This window comes from Synechococcus sp. YX-04-1 (assembly GCF_030546365.1).
Taxonomy (GTDB): domain Bacteria; phylum Cyanobacteriota; class Cyanobacteriia; order PCC-6307; family Cyanobiaceae; genus Parasynechococcus.
Genome location: NZ_JAUONZ010000001.1, coordinates 260,847 through 284,021, shown reverse-complemented (window position 1 = coordinate 284,021; position 23,175 = coordinate 260,847). Strand labels below are relative to the sequence as shown.

Genomic DNA, 23,175 nt, shown 5'->3' with positions numbered 1-23,175 from the left:
TTACGCAACCCGTTCTTTACACATCGTTTTTCATGGTTAACAACGCTCGATCCAGCAAGGGGCAGGAGCCCTGTCTTCGGGTGATCCCCCTGGGTGGTCTGCACGAAATCGGCAAGAACACTTGCGTGTTCGAGTACGGCGATGACCTGATGCTGGTGGATGCCGGTCTGGCCTTCCCGAGCGATGGCATGCACGGGGTGAATGTGGTGCTCCCCGACACCAGCTTCCTGCGCGAGAACCAGAAGCGGATTCGCGGAATGATCGTCACCCATGGTCATGAAGATCACATCGGTGGAATCGCCCACCACCTCAAGCACTTCAACATTCCTGTGATCTACGGGCCGCGGCTGGCTCTTTCGATGCTCACCGGCAAGATGGATGAGGCCGGGGTCCGCGACCGCACCACCCTGCAGACCGTTGGTCCGCGTGATGTGGTGAAAGTGGGTCAGCACTTCTCGGTGGAGTTCATCCGCAACACCCACTCGATGGCCGACAGCTTCACGCTGGCCATCTCCACACCGGTGGGAACCGTGATCTTCACGGGCGACTTCAAGTTCGACCACACCCCGGTCGATGGCGAAAACTTCGACATGGCCCGCCTCGCCCACCACGGTGAGAAAGGTGTCTTGTGCCTGTTCAGTGACTCCACCAACTCGGAAGTTCCTGGGTTCTGCCCGCCGGAGCGCTCGGTGTTCCCCAACCTGGATCGCCACATCGCCAATGCCGAAGGGCGGGTGATCGTTACCACCTTCGCCAGCTCGATTCATCGGGTGTCGATGATTCTGGAGCTGGCCCTGAAGAACGGCCGCAAGGTGGGGCTGCTGGGCCGCTCCATGCTCAACGTGATCGCCAAGGCCCGCGAACTGGGCTACATGCGCGCGCCGGACGAACTGTTTGTGCCGATCAAGCAGATCAACGATGTGCCCGATCGCGAAACGCTGCTGCTGATGACCGGCAGCCAGGGAGAGCCGCTGGCCGCTTTAAGCCGCATCTCTCGTGGTGAGCATCCCCAAGTGAAGGTCAAGACCACCGACACGATCATTTTCTCGGCCAGCCCGATCCCTGGAAACACGATTTCCGTGGTCAACACCATCGACAAGCTGATGATGTTGGGCGCCAAGGTGGTCTACGGCAAGGGCGAAGGCATTCACGTCTCTGGCCATGGCTTCCAGGAAGACCAGAAACTGATGCTGGCCCTCACCCGGCCCAAGTTCTTCGTGCCTGTGCATGGTGAACACCGGATGCTGGTGCAGCACTCCCGCACCGGCCATTCAATGGGGGTTCCGGTCGACAACACCTTGATCATCGACAACGGTGATGTGGTGGAGCTCACCCCGGATTCGCTCCGCAAAGGCAGTGCGGTGAAGGCGGGTATCGAGCTGCTGGATCAATCCCGCAACGGCATCGTTGATGCCCGGGTGCTCAAGGAACGCCAGCAGCTGGCGGAAGATGGCGTGGTGACGATCTTGGCCGCCATCAGCACCGATGGCGCCATGGTGGCTCCGCCGCGGGTGAATCTTCGCGGTGTGGTCACCACAGCCGATGCTCGCAAGATGTCGTTGTGGGTTGAGCGTGAAATCAAGTGGGTGCTCGAAAACCGCTGGAAGCAGCTCTGCCGCAACACCGGTGACAAGGCACCGGAGGTGGACTGGATGGGTGTGCAGCGTGAAGTGGAGGTCGGCCTTGGCCGCCGCATGCGTCGTGAACTGCAGGTGGAGCCGCTGATCCTCTGTCTGGTGCAGCCGGCTCCTGGCGGCACACCGGTTTACAAGGGCCGTGCCGATGCAGAGCCCGATGACCGTCCGGCTCCCCGCGGTCGCGGTGGTCGTGGCGGTGGCTCTCCCTATGGCCGTCGCAATGGTGGTGGAGGTGGAACCCCCGCTCCGGTGCGGAACGCTCAGGGCAACGGTCGTTCTGGCTCGGCAACCCCTGCCCCCGTTCGTGCGGCGGCAGCAACGGCAGTGGTGGAGAAAGTGGCTCCTCAACCGGTTGCTGAAAAGCCAGCCCCTGCTTCTCAGGAACCGGAGATGCCTGCAGGCCGTACCCGTCGTCGTCGTTCAGCGGCCAGCTGAGCGGGCGATCGCTTCTTTAATCCTGTTGATCAGCCCCATCGGCTCATTGGAGTCGGTGGGGCTTTTGATTGGAGGCTGGAGTTGGACTCGCAGCCAAGATTTCTCCAGGAGATCCGTGGCTGCAGGCTCCTGGGGTGTGGGCTCGACGGCGTCGAGGGGGGGCTCTTCTTCAGTGGGCTCTGGCTTGTGGTTCGCTATCTCGACTTCAACGTCTAAAGCGGCTTCCGGGGTGAGCGTTGGCTCAGGGCTTGGGACAGGAGCAGGAGTTGGAGTTGGACCCGGGGTGGTCTGTGGTTCATCGTCACTGGACAACCACGGCATTGCGGTGACTACATCAGCTCGTGCGGGCTTGGCTTGATCGGAATCCGTGCTCAGGAAGGGATCTTTCAGCAGGTCAGGGATGGCGCCATCGGTTGCAGGCGTCGTCCCTGCTTCGCTAGCGGTGTGTTCTGATCGGCAGCGCTCTAGCCCTTGTTCCGCTAGGGCTGAGATGGTGGCGTCAGGTTCACCCTCCAGAACTTGTTGGTAGGAGAAAGAAGCCTCCTCTGGTTGCTGGAGACCATGCAGCTGGATGTGACCCAGGAGCAACGACACCACCGCCTGCCAGTCCAAGACCAGGCTTCTGTCGTGCTCGTCTGTTGCGCTTTGGAGTTGATCCCACAACGCTGAAGCGAGGGTATGGGCCTCGGCGTACTCCCCCAGGCCATAGGCCCGTTCCGCGGCTTGGTAGTGCTGCTCGAAATCGGCGTCCACGCGTTGGGGGGCCAGTCCCCCCGTTGTAGACCGTTAGTCGGGGTCGTGCGGTGAAGCGGTGCCTTGGGCGGTGTGACGCTCTTCACCTCCCAGCCCGAACCCGGTGTGCACCACCTGGAGGGCCTGGACGCCGGCGTCTTCTGCCACCACACAGCTGGTTCTGATTTCGCTGGTGGCGATCAGGCCGATGTTGATGCCTGCATCCGCTAGCGCACGGAACATGCGCCCCGCTGTTCCTGGTGTTGCAGGCATCCCAGCCCCCACAGCACTCACCCGGGCAATGGCCTCACCATCTTCCAGAGCGGCTCCGGGCCACTGGGCCAGCAGGGGTGCCAGGGCCACATCGGCGCGGGCGCGGTCGTCCTTGCGCAGGATGAAGGTGATGTCGCGCGATCCGTCGTTGTGTTGCCGTTCCGATTGAACGATCGCATCGAGGCTGATGCTGTTGTCCGCCAGGGCTGAACAGAGAGCAGCTGCAGTGCCGGGTCGATCGGGCACGTGGCGAACACTCAGTTGCACCTGGTCGCGGTCGAGGGCGACGCCGCGCACTTCCGGTTCCCCGCTGCCGTTGTCGGTGGGATTGATGCGGATTTGTGAGTCCTCCAGGTCGAAGGCCTCCTGCACCGCCTGAACTGCCTTGCTGCCGGCGCCGGAGTCAATCACGCAGCTCACCTTCACCTCACTGGTGGCGATCAGGCGAAGGTTGATGCCTTGCTGACACAGGCAGTTGAACAGCCCGGCGGCAATGCCAGGGCGCCCCATGATTCCGGCCCCGCTGATGCTGAGCTTCGTCAGCCCTGCTTCGGATACCAGATCGCCGCCCAGTTGATCGAGAACCTTCTGGCTCACAGTGCGGGCCAGCGCGAGATCCGCTTCGGCCACCGTGAAGGTGATGTCGTTGCTGCTGCCCTCGTGGGTGGCCTGAATGATCAGGTCCACATTGATTCCTGCATCGGAGAGGGTTTCAAACAGTCGTGCGGCAATACCGGGCTGATCGGGAATGTGGGAGAGGGCGACCACAGCCTGTCCGCCCACTTCCTCCATCCCATCCACAGGACTGCCGAGCTCTAGGCCGCTGCTACTGATCGGACGGGCTGAACGGCTGGTGATTCGGGTGCCCGGGGCATCACTCCAACTGGAGCGCACCACAAGGTTCACGCCGTAGTTGCGGGCGATCTCAACGGCCCTGGGATGCAGCACGGAGGCCCCAAGGCTGGCAAGTTCCAGCATTTCGTCGCAGCTGATCGTGTCCATCAGCTGGGCATCGGACACCTTGCGCGGATCGGTGCTGAGAACACCCGGAACGTCGGTGTAGATCTCGCAGGCATCGGCACCCAGGGCCGCCGCCAGGGCGACAGCGGAGGTGTCGGAGCCCCCGCGCCCAAGGGTGGTGATTTCGTTGAGGCCATCACTGCTGGTGCTGGTGCCCTGGAAACCGGCAACCACCACCACCTGGCCAGCTGTGAGGCGGTTGCGGATTCGGTCGGTGCGAATCCCGAGGATCCTGGCCCGGCCATGGGTGGATTCCGTGGCGATGCCCACCTGCGGACCAGTCATGGATGTTGCACTCACCCCTTGGGCGTTCAAGGCCATCGCCAGCAAGGCGATCGACACCTGTTCGCCACTGGCCAGCAGCATGTCCATCTCTCGCTGGGTGGGGGCAGAGGTGATGGCGTTGGCCAGACCCGTCAATTCATCGGTGGTGTGGCCCATGGCGGAGACCACCACGACTACGTCGTGCCCCTCCTCACGGCAACGTCCGATCCGATCGGCCACTGTCTTGATGCGTTCCACGCTGCCGACGGAGGTGCCCCCGAATTTCTGCACCAGGAGGGCCATGGGCCGGGCTTCAGCAACGCTGGATTTTCTCACCTGGCGGGCAGCGATCAGCCCAGCAGTCCGTCGCGGAAGGCATCGCCAGGCTGGGCACCGCGTTTGAGCCGCGCCTCCACCTCAAGCAGTCGGCCTAGCAAGGAGAGGAAACGTTTGGCTGGCCGACCCTGCAGTTGCTTGCGCATCACGTAGATGCGTTTGGGGTTGCCGATGCCAGCGGCCTTGGCGATCACCGCCACATCCCGTTCCCCTTGCTGTTCCAGCATGCTCACCCAGAGCCAACCCCGGATCTGACCGGTGAGGGTGGCCATGATGCGCAGGGCTGGTTCCCCCGCTTCGATCAGGGCATCCCAGCGGGCAATCGCTTCGCCGGGGTTGCCCTCCAGCAGCGCATCGCCCACGGACAGGGCGTTGGTGGAGCGTCCCCCCACCAGCTCATGCACCCGTGCAGCCGAAATGGTGGTGCCGCGCAGGGACAGCTTGCGCAGTTCAGATTCAAGCCGGGCGCTGTCGGTGCCGATGGCCTCCACCAGGGCATCGATGGCATCTGGCTCAACCTTCAGGCCCAGAGCCTCGGCCGTGCGTTGCACTAATTGGCGCTGACCACTGCCATCCCAGGCCGCTGGCAGCGGGAAGCTCTGTTCCTGATCGAGCCCGCTTTTGATCCGCTTCTGCAGGGCTTTGGTGGTGCGCAGGCGACCATCCGGTTTGGCCGGGTTCACCAGCACCAGGTGGCTGCTGTCGGGGATCAGGTCGAGGGCGGCTTCAAACCGGTCGGCCAGTTCACTGGGGCAGCCGTTGCAGAACGGACTGCGTTGCAGCAGCACCAGCCGTTCGCCCGTGGCGAAGGGAGGGGTGCGGGCCTCCTCGAGGGCCTGCAGGGCTTGCCCAACGTCCGCCCCATCCAGGCGGCTGAGGTTGAGGCTGCTCCAGCTGGGATCGACAACCCGGCCGATCAGAGCGTCGATGGCCCGGTCCCGCGCAGCGGCGTCATCACCCCAGAGCAGATGGATCGGCATGGGTTGATGATGGCGTGGATGGCCCAGGACCACCCGATCTTCACCGAAAGCATCCGGCGGATCCGGGCGGCTCTGGGGGACACGGGCCTGCCGCCGCTACAACAGCAGGTGCTGGAACGGCTCGTGCACAGCAGTGGTGATCTATCCCTGGGGACATTGCTTCGCTTCAGCGAGGGGGCCTGTGAGCAGGGATTGGAAGCGTTGAAGCAGGGGGCGTCGATCCTGACGGACACTGCGATGGCCGCGGCAGCGGTGGCTCCGATGGCCCAACGCACCCTCGGCAGCGCCGTGCACACGGTGCTGGAGTGGGCCCCTGAGGCGGCGCCGTCGGGTTCAACGCGCACGGCGGCTGGCATGGAGCAGGCTTGGCGCTCGCTCGCGGTGGCGTCACCGGCTCCGGTGGTGCTGATCGGCAGTGCGCCGACCGCCCTTGAGGTGCTGTTGCAGCAGGTGGCCGCCGGTGCTCCAGCCCCCAGCTTGGTGATCGGCATGCCGGTGGGTTTTGTGGGGGTGGCGGAAAGCAAGAAGCATCTGGCAGCCAGCGGTCTGGCCCAGATCCGTTTGGAGAGCAGCAGGGGTGGGGCCGGTCTGGTGGCCGCGGCGGTCAATGCTCTGCTTCGCGCTGCAGCAGCACCAGCTCCCCCCCTTTCCAGCTGAATTGCCAGCCCCCGGCCAGATCGGCTGAACCACCGGGAGCACCCTTGTCCAGTCGTCGGCTGAGCTCGTCCAGTTGGTTGGCCGGAAGGGGTGGCAGCCCCTGCTGCTGCAGCCACTGCGCCAGCAGCAGGCGACGGGTGGCTGGGCTCAAGGCCCCCAGGCCGCGGCGGTCCAGGCCAGTAGGGGTTTGCAGAACCTCCAGGGCCATCTGGCTGAGTTCCGTCTGACTGTCCCGCACGTGGGACACCCGTTCGGCCAGCTCGCTCATCCGCTGCGTGCTGCCTGGATGCAACTCCTCCAGCACCGGCAGAATCTCCTGGCGGATCCGGTTGCGGGCGAACTCGGGGGATTGGTTGCTGGGGTCCTCCCAGATCGGCAAGGCGAGGTCCCGGCAGATCTGAAGGGTGTCGTTGCGCTGCAGGTGCAGCAGCGGCCGGCGTAGCTGGGGTCCTTCTGGGCTGAGGGGGCGGATGCTCGGCAGAGCTGCTAGGCCGGCCAGGTCGCTGCCGCGGGCCAGCTGCAGCAGCATCGTTTCGGCCCGGTCGCTGGCGGTGTGGCCCGTCACCACATCGGCGCCTGCTTCGCGGCCTCGTTGTGCCAGCCGTTCGTAACGCCACTGCCGGGCTTTGGCTTCGCTGGGCACCTGTCCAGGCGCTGCCTGGTCCACCTGCAGGAGGAGTTCCCGCTGTTGGCACCAGGCCCCGAGCTCCGCGGCGATCCGGCTGGAGCCGTCGTGCCAGCGGTGGTCGCCATGCCAAAGGCTCAGGCTCCAGCCGTGCATGGGCGCCAGATCTTGCAGCAACGCCAGCAGAGCCATGGAGTCTTGTCCGCCGGAGACCGCCAGCAGCAGTGAGCTGCCTTGCGGCAGCAGCTGTGGCTGCATCAGCAGGCGCCGGTGCAGGCGGTCATGCCAGGACGTCCAGCCCAAAGGGAGAGGTGCGTTTCCCCCACGGTGTGAGAATCAGGGCATCGCTGTCCAGTCCCCCATGACCCGTCTTCAGCAGCTGCCCGTTTCTTTGCAGCGCAGTCTCGAGCAGCGCTCTGCGCTCAAGGTGATCGCTGGCCTGATGAATTTCGATGCCGCCAGCGTGGCGCGGGTCGCCTGTGCAGCAGGGCGTGGCGGTGCTGATCTGATCGACGTGGCCTGCGACCCCGGCCTGGTGCGTCTGGCGATTGAGGCCTCCGGTGGCGTGCCCGTGTGCGTTTCATCAGTGGAGCCCGAGCAGTTCCCTGCGGCGGTGGAAGCCGGTGCGCTGATGGTGGAGATCGGCAACTACGACGCCTTCTATCCCCAGGGCCGGATCTTTGACGCGGCTGAGGTGCTGGACCTCACCCGCCGCACCCGCCAACTGCTGCCCAGCGTGGTGTTGAGCGTAACGGTGCCCCATGTGTTGCCGATGAATGAGCAGGAGCAGCTGGCCATCGATCTGGTGGGGGCCGGTGCTGATCTAATCCAGACCGAGGGTGGCACCAGTGCCAAGCCCTTCAGCGCTGGCCACCTGGGCTTGATCGAGAAGGCTGCCCCCACCCTTGCGGCGGCTCACAGCATCAGTCGCGCCGTCGATGTTCCCGTTCTGTGTGCGTCTGGTCTTTCTGCGGTGACGCTGCCGATGGCGATTGCCGCTGGTGCGGCCGGTGTGGGTGTTGGTTCTGCTGTGAATCGCCTCCAGGATGAGCTGGCGATGGTGGCGGTTGTCCGCGGTCTGCGTGATGCCCTCGGCAGCGCTGTCGCGGCCCGCGTCTGAGGCCTCGCCTTAGGTCCACTCCCATTCGATGCCATAGCGGCTCCGGACGCCGGCAACGGTCTCTGCCAGTTGCTGCCTGAGTTGTTGGCGTAGGGCTGGGTCGATACGGTCACCCAGCCCATCACCGGCATTGGCGCGTGGCAACGCCCCAGGCAAATCGATGGGAGTGAGTTGGAGAAAACTGAGCAGCTTCTGCCAGATACTCTCCGGCGTGGAGAACAGGTCTTCACTGCGCAGGATCAGCAGTTGCTCTCGGGGGAAGAGGACTTCGTAGCGGTCCAGCTGTTCCAGATAGCGGCTGCGGCTCAGATAGCTGTGTTTTTGCAGGCTGATGGGATCGCCGCTCTTCAGGCGTCGAGGTTCAGCGGCTAAAGCATCGGCCGGCTTCAAGGTCTCAAAGCCCCGTTTGCGAGCGTGAAACAGCTGAGAGATCGTGCGTTCCACCGGATCCCTTAGCAGCACCACCATGCGGGCCTTGGGTAGGAGGTTGTGGATGCGTCCCGGCACGTCGGGATGGAACAGATAAAAGGGCGTGATCTCCCCGCACACTTGGTCGGGCTGGGCGTTGGCGAAGTGGTTCCGGTACCAGCCTTCCCCTGCGTCGTGGTTCTGATCAAAGAAATGAACTTCCTTGCAGGCCGGCAGATAAACGTCCGGGTGCTGCTCTAGCAAGCGATGCAGTGTTGTGGTGCCACCTTTCTGGGTGCCGAGACCGAGGAACTCAGGTAGGGGAGCTGCCATTCAGCAGGTGTGGCCGATTGGCAGCATTGTGCTGGGGCTGTAAGGACAGAACGCCTTCATGGTGTGAAGAGTGGCGCTCATTGCCTCGGAGCTATCTGTTCGCATGTGAAAATCAACCCCTGTCATCCAGACCCATGCAGTTCATCAACACGCTGACCGTTCTGGCCCTGGTGGTGGCGTCTTTTGCTTTGATCGTTGCGGTGCCTGTGCTGTACGCCTCCAGCGAGGACAGCGGCCGTTCCAACCGCCTGATCCTGCTGGGCAGTGCCGTTTGGGTGGCCCTGGTGCTGCTGAACTGGGGTGTGAGCTTCTTCGTCGTCTGAGTTCAGCCCTCAGCGGAAACCTGGCGGGTGCCACGATGGCTGAGATTCAGTCGGCACCTTCCCAATGGCCACGTTCGAAGGACGTTTTTCTGACGCAGCTGGGCTGCGCGTCGGCATCGTTGTGGCTCGTTTCAATGATCTGGTCACCGCCAAGCTGCTGAGCGGTTGTCTTGACTGCCTCAAACGCCACGGTGTTGATGTGTCGGAGACCAGCCCCCAGCTCGATGTGGCCTGGGTGCCAGGGTCGTTCGAACTGCCGATCGTGGCCCAGCAGATGGCCCGCTCCGGCCAGTACCAGGTGTTGATCACCCTGGGTGCGGTGATCCGTGGGGACACCCCCCATTTCGATGTGGTGGTGGCTGAGGCCAGCAAGGGCATTGCGGCGGTGGCCCGCGACACGTCGGTGCCGGTGATCTTTGGTGTGTTGACCACAGACACGATGCAGCAGGCGCTGGAGCGGGCTGGCATCAAGAGCAACCTGGGCTGGAGCTATGGGCTGGAGGCCCTGGAGATGGGCAGCCTGATGCGCGCGTTGCCGTCGGTTTGATGCTTCAGGCCGCCAGCTGATCCAGCACCTGACGCGCCCGTTGCACCACAGGCTTGGGAACGCCGGCTAACCGCGCCGCTTCGATGCCGTAGCTGCGGCTGGCGCCGCCGGCCTGCACCTGATGCAGGAACACCAGGTCGTCACCGGTTTCCTCCACCAGCACCTGGAAGTTGGCCACGTTGTCGCGTTCTGCGGCCAGGTTGTTGAGCTCGTGATAGTGGGTGGCGAACACTGTGCGGCTGCCCAGATCCCCGGCCAGGTGCTCGCTCACGGCCCAGGCAATCGAGAGGCCATCGAAGGTGGCGGTGCCCCGCCCGATCTCATCCAGCAGTACCAGGGAACGATCGCTGGCGTGGTGCAGGATGTTGGCGGTTTCGGCCATCTCCACCATGAAGGTGGACTGGCCGGCGGCCAGATCATCCACGGCACCCACCCGGGTGAAGATCCGATCAGCGATGCCGACGCTGGCGGATCGGGCCGGCACCCAGCTGCCGATCTGAGCCATCAACTGGATCAGGCCGATCTGGCGTAGATAGCAGCTCTTGCCACTGGCGTTGGGGCCCGTGAGTACCACCAGGTCGGTGCCGTCACCGAGCTGCACATCATTGGCAACGAACGCTGCTTCCACCAGCCGTTGTTCCACCACCGGATGGCGGCTGGCCTCCAGCTGCAACACGCGGTCGTTGCTGATGGTTGGTGCGCAGTAGCCACCGCTGGCGGCCACATCGGCCAGGCCGGTGAGGGCATCGAGAGCAGCAACGGCGCGGGCCGCCTGGCGGATCGGGGCAGCCATGGCTCCCACCTGCTCGCGCAGCTGACAGAACAGCTCGTATTCCCGCTGGCAGGCCCGGGCCCGCAGCTGGAAGATGCGGCCCTCCCGCTCCTTGAGATCGGGGGTGATGAAGCGTTCCTCGTTGGCCAGGGTTTGGCGCCGGATCCAGTGGTCCGGCACGGCGGTGGCCTTGGCTTTGCTCACCGCCAGGAAGTAGCCGAAGGTGCGGTGGTGCTGCAGCTTCAGGGTGCTGATGCCACTGCGTTGGCGCTCCTGCTGCTCCTGATGGCTGAGCCAGGCGTCCTGATCGTCCAGCTGGTTGCGTAGCCCATCCAGCAGCGGGTCGACGCCGTCGTGGATCAGATCGCCTTCGGAGAGCGATAGGGGCGGCGCTTCCACCAGGTTGTGGCGAATCGTCTGGGCCAGCTCCGCCAGGGCGGGATCGGGGGTGAGCAGGTCCTGCAACCAGTTGGGCCCTCTGGTGATGGCAGATTCCAGCCGGGCGGTGAGCTGGGGCAACCGTTCCAATCCATCGGCGATGGCCACCAGATCACGGGCACCGGCATGGCCCGCGCCGGCCCGGCCGGCCAGCCGTTCCAGGTCGCCCATCGGCCGCAGCAGCTGGCGGATGGCCAGCCTCAGGCTGCGTTCATCCACCAGGTTGCTGACCAGATCCTGGCGTTGCTGAATGGCCTGCTGGTCCATCAAGGGTGCTTCCAACCAGCGGCGCAGGCAACGGCCGCCCATGGCGGTGAGGGTGCGATCGATCGCCCACAGCAACGACCCCTGCAGCTGGTTGTCGCGTTGGGTGGCCGTGAGTTCGAGGTTGCGGCGGGTCTGGGCATCCAGCACCAGGGCATCGCCGCTGTGCAGGATCGCCGGCACCTCCAGGGGAATGCGGCTGTCGTCCTCCAGGGGCTGGGTGTCCTGCAGGTAGCGCAAGAGGCCGCCGAGAGCCTGCAGAGCCAGCGGATGCTCCGGCAGGCCCAGGCCATCGAGGCTGCTGAGGCCGTAATGCTGCTGCAGGGTGCGCTCCGCTTCCACCGGGCTGAAGGGGGTGCTGGCCATCGGCGTCAGCCGCAACCGTTCCGGGCACCAGGCTGGCCGCTCGGCGTCGTGGGCGGCGGCCCAGAGCAGTTCGGAGGCCTCCTGCTGGGCCAGTTGCTGGTGCAGGGCGCTGCTCTCCTCCCGCTGCATCACCTGCACCTCGCCGGTGCTCACATCGGCGCTGGCAAGGCCCCAGCGCAGGGGCTGCTGGCCCTGGGCCGGTTCCACCACCACCGCCGCCAGCCAGTTGTTGCGGCGGGCGCTGAGCATGCCCTCCTCCAGCACGGTGCCGGGGGTCAGCACCCGGGTGATGTCCCGCTTGAGCAGGGCGCCTTTGGTGGGGGTGGTTTCCAGTTGATTGCAGAGGGCCACGCTGTAGCCCTGCTTGATCAGTTCGGCGCAGTAGCGTTCGGCGGCGTGGTGGGGGATGCCCGCCATCGGCACCCGGCCAATCGCTTTGCCGCCCTCCTTGCCGGTGAGCGTGAGCTCCAGCACCCGCGAGAGTTCGATGGCGTCTTCGAAGAAGCACTCGAAGAAGTCGCCCAGGCGGTAAAGCAGCACCCGCTCTGGATGGGCGGCCTTGAGCTCCACGTAGTGGCGCAGCATCGGCGTGAGCTGCAGCGGATCCAGTTGGCTGTGGTGGGCCCAGGCCGGTTCGTCGCTGCTGGGTTCGGGATTGCTTGCCCCTGGGCTGTCAGCACTGATGTCGCTGGCGTTGGCCTGGCGCGTTCGGGGCCGGGCGGCAGCATCGGCCCCAAGTTCGTCGTCGCTGAGATCGTGGCTGGCCGCCGCAGGTTCGCTGGTGGTTGCCGCCGATGATGGGGCTGCCGGTTCAGGGGCGCCGAACAGATTGCCCTGCAGGGCGTCGTCAGTGGGCTGGGACGCGGACCGGGGCATCGGCTGATCTGACGAGTTCGGATCGTACCGGGCCTGACAGGATTGAGATGCTTCAGCGGCGCAACACCATCAGCTGCTGAGGATTTGCATCTTGGAAGCCCAGTTGCCGGTAGAAGCCGGCGCTCTTGGTGGTCATCAGATACACGCGCTCCACGCCCACAACGGGCGGTGTATGCAGCAGTTCTTCGATCACCCGGCGTCCGAGGCCGTGGCCCTGGAGATCGCCGGCCACAACGATGTCCCAGAGCACGGCTCGGCTGAAGCCATCGGAGGTGGCCCGGCCGAAGCCCACCAGCCGTTTGCCGCGCCAGAGGCTCACCACGGCATCGCTGCCGGCCAGCAACCGCCGCAGCTGAGCAAAGCTGCGGCCCCGGGCCCAGAAGGCATGGCGATCGAACAGTCGCTGCAGCTTGATCAGCGCTCGGCTGGGGCGCAGATCCGGCCCGAGGCCGAGCCAGCGCAGGCCAGGGGCACCGGGCGCATGGTGAACCAGCCGGATCGGGGTCACGGGTCGGGGGCCGCAGCACTTCATCTTGCTCCCCGGCGATAATCAAAAGCCGCCGTCTGGCATCGCACCCATGCCCGCCTACGACCTCACGGCTCCCTATTCCCCCAAGGGCGACCAGCCCACGGCGATTGAGCAGTTGGTGAAGGGGGTGAACGGCGGCGAGCGCTATCAGACCCTGCTGGGGGCGACGGGTACGGGCAAGACGTTCACGATGGCCAACGTCATCGCCCAGACCGGCCGGCCGGCGCTGGTGCTGGCCCACAACAAAACCCTGGCGGCGCAGCTCTGCAATGAGCTGAGGGAGTTTTTCCCCGAGAACGCCGTTGAATACTTCATCTCTTATTACGACTACTACCAACCGGAGGCCTACGTTCCGGTCAGCGACACCTACATCGCCAAAACGGCGTCGATCAACGAGGAGATCGACATGCTGCGTCACTCGGCGACGCGTTCGTTGTTTGAACGGCGCGACGTGATTGTGGTGGCCTCGATCAGCTGCATCTACGGCCTGGGCATTCCCAGTGAATACCTCAAGGCGGCGGTGAAGTTCGAGGTGGGCGAGACCCTCAATATTCGCGGCCAGCTGCGGGAGCTGGTGAACAATCAGTACAGCCGCAACGACACCGAAATCGCCCGCGGCCGTTTCCGCATGAAAGGGGATGTGCTGGAGATCGGCCCCGCCTACGAAGACCGTCTGGTGCGGATCGAGCTGTTCGGCGACGAGGTGGAGGCGATCCGTTATGTAGACCCCACCACCGGCGAGATTCTCCAGAGCATGGATGCGGTGAACATCTACCCGGCCAAGCACTTTGTGACGCCGAAAGACCGGCTGGATTCCGCCATCAGCGCCATCCGCTCAGAGTTGCGGGAGCGGCTGGATGTGCTCAACGGCGAAGGCAAGTTGCTGGAGGCCCAGCGGCTGGAGCAGCGCACCAAGTACGACCTGGAGATGCTGGGGCAGGTCGGCTACTGCAACGGGGTAGAAAACTACGCCCGTCATCTGGCTGGGCGCGAAGAGGGCACCCCGCCGGAGTGTCTGATCGATTACTTCCCGGACGACTGGTTGTTGATCGTGGACGAGAGCCACGTCACTTGCTCGCAGCTGCAGGCTATGTACAACGGTGATCAGGCCCGCAAGAAGGTGCTGATTGAGCACGGTTTCCGTCTTCCCAGCGCGGCGGACAACCGACCCCTCAAGGGGGAGGAGTTCTGGGAGAAGGCGCGGCAAACGGTGTTTGTCTCAGCCACCCCGGGCAATTGGGAGATGGAGGTGAGCGGCGGTGAGGTGGCCGAGCAGGTGATTCGCCCAACGGGAGTGCTCGATCCGGTGGTGGAGGTGCGGCCCACCACGGGCCAGGTGGACGATCTCCTCGGGGAGATCCGCGATCGGGCCAGCAAGAACCAGAGGGTGCTCGTCACCACCCTCACCAAGCGGATGGCAGAAGACCTCACCGATTACTTGGCGGAAAACGAAGTGCGGGTGCGTTATTTGCATTCAGAGATTCACTCGATCGAGCGGATCGAGATCATTCAGGACCTGCGCCTGGGGGAATATGACGTACTCGTGGGGGTAAACCTGCTGCGGGAGGGTCTAGACCTGCCGGAGGTGAGCCTGGTGGCGATCCTCGATGCTGACAAGGAGGGTTTTCTGCGGGCTGAGCGCTCCTTGATTCAGACCATCGGCCGAGCCGCCCGCCATGTGGAGGGGGTGGCGCTGCTCTATGCCGACAACATGACCGATTCGATGGCCAAGGCCATCTCCGAAACCGAGCGGCGCCGGGCGATCCAGCAGACGTACAACGAGAAGAACGGAATCGTTCCAACAGCTGCGGGTAAGAAAGCTAGCAACTCGATCCTCAGCTTCCTGGAGCTGAGCCGCAAGCTGAAGCAGGACGGCCCTGATGCGGACCTGGTGGAAGTGGTGGGCAAGGCCGCCAAGGCTTTGGAGAACGATCCCGATGCCGGCTTGGCGTTGGAGGCGCTGCCGGAGTTGATCGATCAGCTGGAGGCCAAGATGAAGGAGGCCGCCAAGAAGCTGGACTTCGAAGAAGCCGCGAACCTGCGCGACCGGGTCAAGCAGTTGCGTCAGAAAATGGCAGGGACGGCCTGAGCTGATGCATCTGTTGCTTGCGCTCGACCGGGGCTTTGAAGCGCTTGGCTCCGTCGCGCTCACCTCTTACCTGTTACATCATCGGTTTGAGTCGGTGGTGCTGGTTACCCCCCCGGAGCAGCGGTTGCTGCAGCTCGAGACGGTAGCTGCCGGATTCGGCGTTCCACTGGTGTGGCAACCGATTGGCTCTGAGGCCGCTTTGCACCGGCTTGATCCGGCCCTGCAGCCCTATTTCTTTTGCATCGAAGCGCTGCAGCAGCGTTCGCCTGGCCGCTACCTCTACGTGGATGCCGACACCCTCTGCGTGAGCGAGCTTTCGGCATTAGAGGATCTGCCGTTGGATGTGTCCCATCCCTTGGCGGCCTGTTCCCACGGTCGGCCGATGCCCGATCGATCCTTGGTATTCGGTTTGGAGTCTCCTTATCACTATTTTAATGCCGGGGTGATGCTCTTTGATGCTTCCGCATTGGCTAGTCAGATCACCCCAACGGCCGTGGTCGATTACTACCTCAAGCACCGGGCATTGTGCCGTTTCAGGGAGCAGTGCTCCCTCAATGGCTTGCTGCGCGGGCAGGTTCAATACCTTCCGGGCCAATACAACCTGCTGAGCTGGATGCGCGAACGCCAGGCTCAGGGGCGTTGGCACAATGTTGGTGCTAACCCCATGGCTTATTGCCTGCGTGATGTGCGGCAGCGCATGGCGATTGTGCATCTCTCGGCGGGGGCTCTCCCGACTCGGGTGGATCCCAGTCGCCACGAACGGGTTGATCGATACTGGCTGTATCTAGAGCAAGCGTTGCTGCAGGGACAGCCGCTGACTCAGCTCTTGCGTTTCGCTGATTGGTGATTGTGGGGGAAGCGCCGCTGGGTGATTGAAAAGTGGGGGCTCAGGAAGCGGTTCAATTTCTTCACCGGTGTGGCTTGGATGTGGAACACCAGGAGTTGCTTGGGTGCTGCATTTTGGAAGTAGCTCAACACCTCGGCATGGTGTTCGTACCAATCCATGAGCCACCGCTGCTTGAGTTGCCGTTTGGTGAGAATGCCGTCGCGGGTCACGGCACGTTTATAGGCCGCGGCGAATTGGCCCTGGTCGTGCTGCAGGCGGGAGCCGAGCCAATCAAAGGGTTCGCGAGTGTTGAGGATAAATAGAGCCTCGGGGTAATCCCGGTGAAGTTCACGGAAGTAGCGGCAGCCTTCGATTAGAGGGGCACCATCACTGTTGCTGCGACCCCAGGGAGAGCCTGGGATGCAGTTCATGTCGGTGTAGGCCGTCCAGCGATCGATGCCCTCAAGCAGTGGTCGACCCTCCGCGCGGTTGCGATGCAGGGCTAGGGCAAGAGTGTTAGCCCGCCAGTGCACCGAAGCAATGCCATTGGCTGTGAAGTAATCGTGAAAGGAGGTAGTGCCGCACTTGTTGAAGCCGATTAGAAAGATGCGGGGCTGTTCGCAGCGATTCATACGTTGCTCCAGCGGTCGTCTTGCCAAAGCATCCGCTGAGCGGGGTTGTCCAGCAGGTTGCGGGCGAGTTCTGGCACGGCGAGAGCTCTGATTGCCTCCACTGGGAATGGTTTGACCTCATTGAGCCTTCGCACGGTCATTACTGCCTCGTGAAGTTCGGCTTGACGACGATGCAGGGTGCCCTCGGGGTGCTTGCGGTAGCTCACATGTTCTTCATCGATTGCTCTGATGGTCACTCCGGCTCGGGCCATGCGTAGGTAGAGGTCATAATCCTCGGCCAAACTGAGACTGTTTCGGAAGCCGCCTCCTGTCGCATCGAAAGCTTTACGTGTGAAGGCAGTTCCAGGGTTGGTGATGAAGTTGAACATCTCAAGCAAGGCTGCGCAGAAGGGTTGCAGCACGGGCTTAGGGCGGCCTGCGGGTCGTGCTGTACTGAACAGACGTACTCGCGTGTAGATCAGTTGTGGCTCGTTGGCATCGAGCAGTTCCAGGCAGCGAGCTGCCCGGTGTGGGTGGTTGAGATCGTCGCTGTCGAGGGTTAGTAGGCGAGGACTATGCGCCATGGCAATAGCCTGGTTGCGAGCAGCGCTTACGCCGGTTTCGCCATCTGACAGGCGGGAATAGCGGATGCGTCTGTCAGCGAAGACTTTTACCAAATCTTGTAGGTCGATGCGGTCGCTGTGGTCGTCTACCACTAGGGCTTCCCACTCGTCCAAGCTTTGGGCAAGGCAGCTGGCGAGCGCTGCTTTCAGCTCTTTGGGTCGGTTCTTAGCAGGGATCAGGAAGCTCACGACGGGTGTCCTGGTCATCTCCGGGCCGGAACAGTTGGTGCATCATCTAATGAATGGACATCGTTGTACTTGATGCGCTCTTGCACCATGGAATTGACCTGCGGCACCCCGATAGTGCATAGTTCATGAGCCAAAGGGAAAGCCCCTGAGGTCCTCAGTGCGGATGTAGCTCAGTGGTAGAGCATCTCCTTGCCAAGGAGAGGGTCGAGAGTTCGAATCTCTTCATCCGCTTACCCTTTTTCCTTATAATAAATTCCTCCTTGGTATAAGCCTGACCCAAGCAATTAATTTGCATGCTTAATGTTGACGAGTTATTATATTTTCACCCTGATTAATTCTGACTCTGCATATTTTTGCCAATTCAAGTAAAGAGTGGTGTTTTTAAATTTCCTTGAGATAGACAGAGAGCTTAAAATATAGTAATATGGGCCCACATACTCTTAACATTTCAGGTGAAAAAAAAGGAGGCAAGCGATTCTGTAGATACAGATGCTGCGGAAAAGCCGACAGATAATCTGTCTTTATCAGTGAAGAAAAAGGCCAGTTCTGCTATTGATCAGTGGATGGCCAAAAATCGCTCACTTGTTTTACGCCAAACGCCAGTTTGGGCACAGACTTTAGTTGCTGTAGCGGTATCTTTGTCAGGTATAGCGTTGTTGGGTGGTATATTTTTTAGAATAGATGAAGTAATAACTGTTCAGGGTCAGCTCAAGTCAATTGGAGGAACCGTAGATGTAGAGACACCTGCTGGCGGAAGAGTAGAAGAGGTTCTCTTCAAGGATGGAGATTATGTTGAAAAGGGTGATCTTTTAGTTCGCTTCGATACCAGGGATGCAGCTCAACAGAAGCAGACAAATGAAGAAATTATTGAATTACAGCAGGCACAATTTGCTTCACAAGCAAAAAGTCTAGATAGCCAAATAAATTCGCTTTCTAGTAGGCAAGATGTTCTTAAGCAACGCCTTGAAACTCAGACATATATTTCAAAGGAGATGAAAACATTAGTTGAAGCAGGTGGTTATCAGAAGCTTCAGTATTTGAGCCAACTAGATCAAATATATGAACTTAAGCAGCAAATATCTGAAATTGATGAGCAAAAAGAAAGAGCAATGCTTCAATTAAATCAAGTTACTTTAAATAATAAAAGAAAAATCAGTGAGCTCAAAAGTGCTGTTAGGACCGCTGAATTGCAGCTACAATACAAAAATGTAGTTTCACCTGTGGCTGGGATAATTTTCGACCCCCAAGTAACTTCTCAATCTGTCTCGCAACCAGGCGAACGAATAGTATCGATAGTGTCTCAAAATGGTCTCTTTGGCGAGGTTTTGGTTTCGAACAGGGATATTGGCTATATCCAAAAGGGTCAGGACGCAAAAATAAGGGTAGATGCTTTTCCCTTTGCTTCCTACGGAGAAATTGATAGCAAAATTTCAAATATATCGGCTGACGTATTACCTCCAAGTCAAGAGGCAAATTTTTTCAGATTTCCAATCAAGCTTAAAATGAACAATAGTTATCTCTTGAAAGATAAAGTTAAAATCCCTCTCAAGCCTGGAATGTCGATCTCAGCAAATATCAAGTTGCGGGATAAGCCCGTTATCAGTCTCTTGAGTGATATACTTGTAGATCAGACAGATAGTGTTAGAAGCATTCGTCAACAATGAATCTTACAAGATCGCCCTTAGACTTAGTAGAACCATTGCCGCGAGAATGGTTTGATTCTCATAAAGTAGAAGAATTAGAAACGCTCTTGCTTCAAAGCTATGAGTTCTTGAAATCTGCTGACCTAATCAATACTGCTCTTGACTCCTGGATTAAACTAAAAGTTTATCAAGATCAATTATTGGTTGAGAATTCTGATGAGGTAAAGATTGACTCTGTTGACGTTAAATCCTTAAGTGACGATGATCTAAATCGATTGAAATTGGCATGGTCATCTCGGATGTGGGGACATAAAGTCGAAACGCTATTTTTAAAGCATAGACAATCATTAGAGTTGGTTTCGTGTCGGATTTTGCGTGTACGAGAAAAAAATCTTGCGCAAGAGCTTTATCATCGATTAAAAGCCGAGGAGTCTACATTCGGCGAAGTTTCTTATGAATTTGGCCATGGTCATGAAAAATATACAGGCGGGCTATATCCTCTACAGCCTGTCATGAAATTGCCCAATGTAATATCGGAATGCATAAAGACACTCCAAATTGGTCAAATTTCAAAACCTTTAAGAGCGGGCTCATTTTATTTTGTTATACAGATCAATGAATATAAGCCAGCAAAATTTGACCCCGATTTTTTTGTCAAGATTTATGATTTAGAATTTGCCGATTGGCTTGCCTCTTCACAGAAGCATCTCCTCAATCATCTAGAATCATTAAGCTCACCTGAGGTTTCATAAATCTAATGCAGAAGGACTATCTAGAAAAAATTGTTAAGTCTGTTTCTCAACAGAATCCATATGCACATCTTTCCGCTGAAGAAAGTAATTTATTGTTCAAAGATAGTAAACTAATTAAATTTTCGATTGGAGAAATTGTTCTACGTCCTGATGAAATATCGTCTTGTTGTTACTTACTAATAAGCGGTGAATGCAGGTTACTGGTTCGTGATCCATCAACAGATGAATCAATAACCATAGATCGGAGGGGTTCCGGTCAATTGCTCGGATGGGCTTCCTTATTGCGTGCAGGACCCTGTGAATGGGCGATGGCGACCAATGAGACCATCGCATTACAGATTGACTCGGCTTTATTTTTGAATCTATATCGAAGCAATGAAAGATTTGCATCTTTTTTTGAATCTCTTTCCAATCTTCAAGAGTCATATTTAGTTGCTGCTTTGGTCTGTAAGGATGCGGCTTTTAAAAAATTAGGATGGAATGAAGATGTTAAGCAAGCTGCCCAATTAGCTAAGACATTGACTATATCGTTTGATAAACCCTTTACTCCACCAGACTCTAGTTATCTATGGCATGTCAGCAGTAATAATATTCATACTCATAAACCAGGCACTCAATTAGCCCCCGATGAATTAATCCCTAAGCCTGAAGGTTTTCTTTTAAAATGTAGAGTTATTGGCTTTCCTAAGGCAAAACTTGTCATATCGAATGAAGCTTCCTCGTCTCTTCTAAATTCTAGTGCTGTTGAGCATGAAGATTTAGCCGGTGCATCTCTAACTCAATTAGGGATTTTAGAGCCCGAGAAACTTGACAATTTCCAGAAATATCCAGTTATTTACGGCAAAGGACCTATTAAAGAGGTTCTCGCAGTTTTACAAATGATTGCTGAGTTTAATTCCGTTCCTATTAAGCGTGATGTCTTAGAGCGCATCTTGGAAGATCGATTGACACGTGAAAAGCCAATTAACTTGCAGTTAATGGCTAAGCTCTGTGATTTGATTGGACTTAAGAGTACAATTGCAAATGTCGAGTTCCAACATATTTCAAACCTTGAAGTTCCATCTATTCTCTTTATAGAAAATGTTCCAAATATATTATTTTCCATTAATCACGAATATGCAGTAATCGCTTGTCCACGCTTGGGCATTAAAAAAATATCATTACAAGAACTTTCCACCTTTTTTGATGATTCAGTTGACTTTGTTTTAGCGAAGCGCACAGATGCCACTCCATCATCGCAATTTGGTTGGTCTTGGTTTACGCCCCTAATACAAAAGTATAAAAAATCTCTCATCCTGGTCTTTGTTGCGTCATTGTTCGCACAAATGTTTGCGCTAGCGATACCTCTACTGATCCAACAAATTATCGATAAAGTACTAGCACAGGGCAATTTAAGTAGTTTAAATGTACTTGGTACTACTATGATAGTTTTGGCCCTTTTTCAAGGGTTTTTGATGGGGCTAAGAACCTTTATTTTTGTCGATACAACAGATCGAATGGATTTGTCGCTTGGATCAGCTGTGATAGATCGTCTTTTATCTTTGCGTCTTTCGTTTTTCGAAAAGCGACCAGTTGGTGAATTGAGTCAAAGGTTAGGAGAATTAGGTACGATTAGATCATTTCTTACAGGCACTGCATTAGTTTCGGTTTTAAATATAATTTTTGCCGTTATATATCTAATTGTTATGATTATATATTCACCACTATTGACTGCTGTCGCCTTAAGTACTCTTCCGATTTATGTGCTGATGGTTATTTTTGTTTCACCTATATATAAAGGCCTTATCAGAAAAAGAGCGGTTGCAAATGCAAAAACGCAAAGTCATTTAATCGAAGTACTTGGTGGTATTCAGACAGTAAAAGCACAACACTTTGAAGTCACAGCTAGGTGGAAGTGGCAAGATCGATATCGTGAATCTGTTGATCAAGGTTTTAGGAGTACAGCACTTGCTGCTACTTCTGGTGAAATCGGTAAATTCTTAAATCAGGTTGGAAGCCTTCTTGTTCTTTGGGTTGGTATGTGGCTCATATTAAAAGGTGAATTAACCCTTGGACAGCTTATTGCGTTTAGAATAATCAGTGGGATGGTTTTAGGTCCTTTAATGCAATTATCTACCCTTTATCAGGGTTTTCAGGCTGTGCAGCTTTCTATGGAAAGATTATCAGACATCATTGACCAGAACCCTGAGCTCTCTAGAGAAGACGACTTCAAGCAGATACCCCTGCCTTCTATAAAAGGCTCTATTCGATTCGAAAATGTTTCCTTTAGATTCAAAAAGGAGGGGCCTTATCAGGTTGATAATGTTAGTTTAGAAATTAATCCTGGCGACTTCGTTGGGATTGTGGGGTCAAGTGGGAGTGGCAAAAGTACTCTTATGAAATTGTTGCCTCGCTTATACGACCCTGAAATTGGACGTATACTAATTGATGATTATGATATATCCAAAGTTAATCTTTCTAGTTTGAGACGACAGGTTGGAATTGTTCCGCAAGATTCTCTATTATTCGAAGGAACTATATCTGAAAATATTGCACTCAATGACCCTGACGCTACGAGCGAAGAAATTATCAATGCGGCTAAAATAGCCTGTGCTCATGATTTTATAATGGGACTGGGACAAGGTTATGCAACTCCATTATCAGAGCGTGGAAGCAACTTGAGTGGTGGTCAACGTCAAAGGATTGCTATTGCAAGAACTATATTGTCAAATCCCAAACTTTTAATCATGGATGAGGCGACTAGTGCTTTGGACTATAATACGGAAAGACAGTTATGTTTGAACTTACAGAAGTGGTGTTCTGGTAGAACTGTTCTTTTCATCACCCACAGGTTAAGTTCTATACGATCCAGCGATTTAATTTGTGTTATGGATTCAGGTTGTCTTGTGGAAAAAGGTACTCATGCTTCTCTTCTGAGCCAAGGGGGAATATACAGCGCTTTGTATAGTCAGCAGGGTGAATAAAGTTTATAGATATCTAATTAGTTGTTTCATGTCATTTGCTGCGTATAATTTTCTCTATCCTTGGGATTTGTTTTATTGCTTTTTGGATGATTGACTTTTTCTTTTGGTCTTCGAATAGTTCAAATTACCTTTTGCTGTCCGGCTTTGTCTAATCGCTTTTGTTCCCGTCATTGGTAATTGGCTATTTAATAAGTAGAATGAATGCGAGATTAATGAGCTTATTTTTAGGGCTTTTATATGCATGCTTTTTGTCTTGGCAATAAATTCTAGACTTATATAGAATCAGTTCGCTTTTGGTTCAATTATATTTTTAGTGAATCCTCTGTATAGAGGAATATAGCTGATGTGTGGAGGTAAGAGCAACGGCCTAAAGAGCTTTGAATAAGGCAGTTGAGACTATTGCCGTAAGTGATTGCTATCCACAAAAAAGGACAGAAAAAATCCCTCCCTACGGAGGGATCTAGTTGATGTGTGGAGGTAAGAGCAACGGCCTAAAGAGCTTTGAATAAGGCAGTTGAGACTATTGCCGTAAGTGATTGCTATC

The 23,175-nt window shown here is 57.3% G+C and carries 19 protein-coding genes and 1 tRNA gene; 11 read left to right on the top strand and 9 right to left on the bottom strand.

Annotated features, from left to right (window positions below):
- Positions 1-32 precede the first annotated feature (32 nt).
- The gene (locus tag Q3Y53_RS01415; RefSeq protein WP_226424763.1) at positions 33-2,072 is read left to right on the top strand and encodes a ribonuclease J; all 2,040 of its coding nucleotides are present in this window, start codon (positions 33-35) and stop codon (positions 2,070-2,072) included.
- Here the strand turns inward: Q3Y53_RS01415 and Q3Y53_RS01410 are convergent.
- The 3 genes from Q3Y53_RS01410 to holA are packed head-to-tail and all read right to left on the bottom strand — an operon-like array spanning position 2,058 to position 5,677.
- Complete coding sequence (locus Q3Y53_RS01410) at positions 2,058-2,825, bottom strand: hypothetical protein (protein WP_303532038.1); 768 nt, start codon at positions 2,823-2,825, stop codon at positions 2,058-2,060. The two genes, Q3Y53_RS01415 and Q3Y53_RS01410, sit on opposite strands and share 15 nt — an antisense overlap.
- Positions 2,826-2,858: 33 nt before the next feature.
- The gene (locus Q3Y53_RS01405) at positions 2,859-4,664 is read right to left on the bottom strand and encodes an aspartate kinase (protein ID WP_303532036.1); all 1,806 of its coding nucleotides are present in this window, start codon (positions 4,662-4,664) and stop codon (positions 2,859-2,861) included.
- A 47-nt stretch (positions 4,665-4,711) separates the two neighbouring features.
- Positions 4,712-5,677, bottom strand: coding sequence for a DNA polymerase III subunit delta (holA, locus tag Q3Y53_RS01400; RefSeq protein ID WP_303532033.1), 966 nt, complete (start codon positions 5,675-5,677; stop codon positions 4,712-4,714).
- A 9-nt stretch (positions 5,678-5,686) separates the two neighbouring features.
- Between holA and Q3Y53_RS01395 the strand changes: the two genes are divergently transcribed.
- Positions 5,687-6,334, top strand: a complete 648-nt coding sequence (locus Q3Y53_RS01395; protein WP_303532745.1) for a precorrin-8X methylmutase — start codon at positions 5,687-5,689, stop codon at positions 6,332-6,334.
- On the opposite strand, the gene tilS is transcribed toward Q3Y53_RS01395, so the two are convergent.
- A complete protein-coding gene (tilS, locus tag Q3Y53_RS01390) occupies positions 6,282-7,217 on the bottom strand; it encodes a tRNA lysidine(34) synthetase TilS (protein ID WP_303532030.1) in 936 nt (311 codons plus the stop codon). The two genes, Q3Y53_RS01395 and tilS, sit on opposite strands and share 53 nt — an antisense overlap.
- A 103-nt stretch (positions 7,218-7,320) precedes the next feature.
- Between tilS and Q3Y53_RS01385 the strand changes: the two genes are divergently transcribed.
- Entirely contained in the window at positions 7,321-8,079 is a 759-nt protein-coding gene (locus Q3Y53_RS01385; RefSeq protein WP_303532027.1) for a DUF561 domain-containing protein, read from the top strand.
- Positions 8,080-8,088: 9 nt separating this feature from the next.
- Here the strand turns inward: Q3Y53_RS01385 and Q3Y53_RS01380 are convergent, their stop codons facing one another.
- Positions 8,089-8,820: a sulfotransferase gene (locus Q3Y53_RS01380; protein ID WP_303532024.1), complete on the bottom strand. Its 732-nt coding sequence runs from the start codon at positions 8,818-8,820 to the stop codon at positions 8,089-8,091.
- 134 nt (positions 8,821-8,954) lie between these two features.
- Between Q3Y53_RS01380 and psbZ the strand changes: the two genes are divergently transcribed.
- Both psbZ and ribH read left to right on the top strand, forming a co-directional pair.
- Positions 8,955-9,143, top strand: coding sequence for a photosystem II reaction center protein PsbZ (psbZ, locus tag Q3Y53_RS01375; protein ID WP_006850156.1), 189 nt, complete (start codon positions 8,955-8,957; stop codon positions 9,141-9,143).
- Positions 9,144-9,207: 64 nt separating this feature from the next.
- Entirely contained in the window at positions 9,208-9,690 is a 483-nt protein-coding gene (ribH, locus tag Q3Y53_RS01370; RefSeq protein ID WP_303532020.1) for a 6,7-dimethyl-8-ribityllumazine synthase, read from the top strand.
- 4 nt (positions 9,691-9,694) lie between these two features.
- Here the strand turns inward: ribH and mutS are convergent, their stop codons facing one another.
- Both mutS and Q3Y53_RS01360 read right to left on the bottom strand, forming a co-directional pair.
- Complete coding sequence (gene mutS / locus Q3Y53_RS01365) at positions 9,695-12,406, bottom strand: DNA mismatch repair protein MutS (protein WP_303532018.1); 2,712 nt, start codon at positions 12,404-12,406, stop codon at positions 9,695-9,697.
- 52 nt (positions 12,407-12,458) lie between these two features.
- Complete coding sequence (locus Q3Y53_RS01360; RefSeq protein ID WP_303532015.1) at positions 12,459-12,914, bottom strand: GNAT family N-acetyltransferase; 456 nt, start codon at positions 12,912-12,914, stop codon at positions 12,459-12,461.
- A 70-nt stretch (positions 12,915-12,984) separates the two neighbouring features.
- On the opposite strand from Q3Y53_RS01360, the gene uvrB reads away from it, so the two are divergent.
- Positions 12,985-15,024 (top strand): excinuclease ABC subunit UvrB, encoded by a 2,040-nt coding sequence (gene uvrB / locus Q3Y53_RS01355; RefSeq protein ID WP_303532013.1) that lies wholly within the window; start codon positions 12,985-12,987, stop codon positions 15,022-15,024.
- Between the two features lie 4 nt (positions 15,025-15,028).
- Positions 15,029-15,871, top strand: coding sequence for a glycosyltransferase (locus tag Q3Y53_RS01350; RefSeq protein WP_303532010.1), 843 nt, complete (start codon positions 15,029-15,031; stop codon positions 15,869-15,871).
- Here Q3Y53_RS01350 and Q3Y53_RS01345 read toward each other — a convergent pair.
- Positions 15,844-16,482, bottom strand: coding sequence for a sulfotransferase (locus Q3Y53_RS01345; protein WP_303532009.1), 639 nt, complete (start codon positions 16,480-16,482; stop codon positions 15,844-15,846). The two genes, Q3Y53_RS01350 and Q3Y53_RS01345, sit on opposite strands and share 28 nt — an antisense overlap.
- Positions 16,479-17,291 carry a glycosyltransferase gene (locus tag Q3Y53_RS01340; protein ID WP_303532008.1) on the bottom strand — a complete coding sequence of 271 codons (813 nt, stop codon included), beginning with the start codon at positions 17,289-17,291 and terminating at the stop codon, positions 16,479-16,481. Before Q3Y53_RS01340 ends, Q3Y53_RS01345 begins: the two co-directional genes overlap by 4 nt.
- A 141-nt stretch (positions 17,292-17,432) precedes the next feature.
- On the opposite strand from Q3Y53_RS01340, the gene Q3Y53_RS01335 reads away from it, so the two are divergent.
- The 4 genes from Q3Y53_RS01335 (at position 17,433) to Q3Y53_RS01320 (ending at position 22,631) form a co-directional block, all read left to right on the top strand.
- A tRNA-Gly gene (locus Q3Y53_RS01335) sits at positions 17,433-17,504 on the top strand.
- Positions 17,505-17,725: 221 nt separating this feature from the next.
- Positions 17,726-18,937: an HlyD family efflux transporter periplasmic adaptor subunit gene (locus Q3Y53_RS01330; protein WP_303532007.1), complete on the top strand. Its 1,212-nt coding sequence runs from the start codon at positions 17,726-17,728 to the stop codon at positions 18,935-18,937.
- 35 nt (positions 18,938-18,972) lie between these two features.
- Positions 18,973-19,668 (top strand): peptidylprolyl isomerase, encoded by a 696-nt coding sequence (locus Q3Y53_RS01325; RefSeq protein ID WP_303532006.1) that lies wholly within the window; start codon positions 18,973-18,975, stop codon positions 19,666-19,668.
- Positions 19,669-19,673: 5 nt separating this feature from the next.
- Positions 19,674-22,631, top strand: a complete 2,958-nt coding sequence (locus tag Q3Y53_RS01320) for a peptidase domain-containing ABC transporter (RefSeq protein ID WP_303532004.1) — start codon at positions 19,674-19,676, stop codon at positions 22,629-22,631.
- The last annotated feature ends 544 nt before the right edge of the window (positions 22,632-23,175 follow it).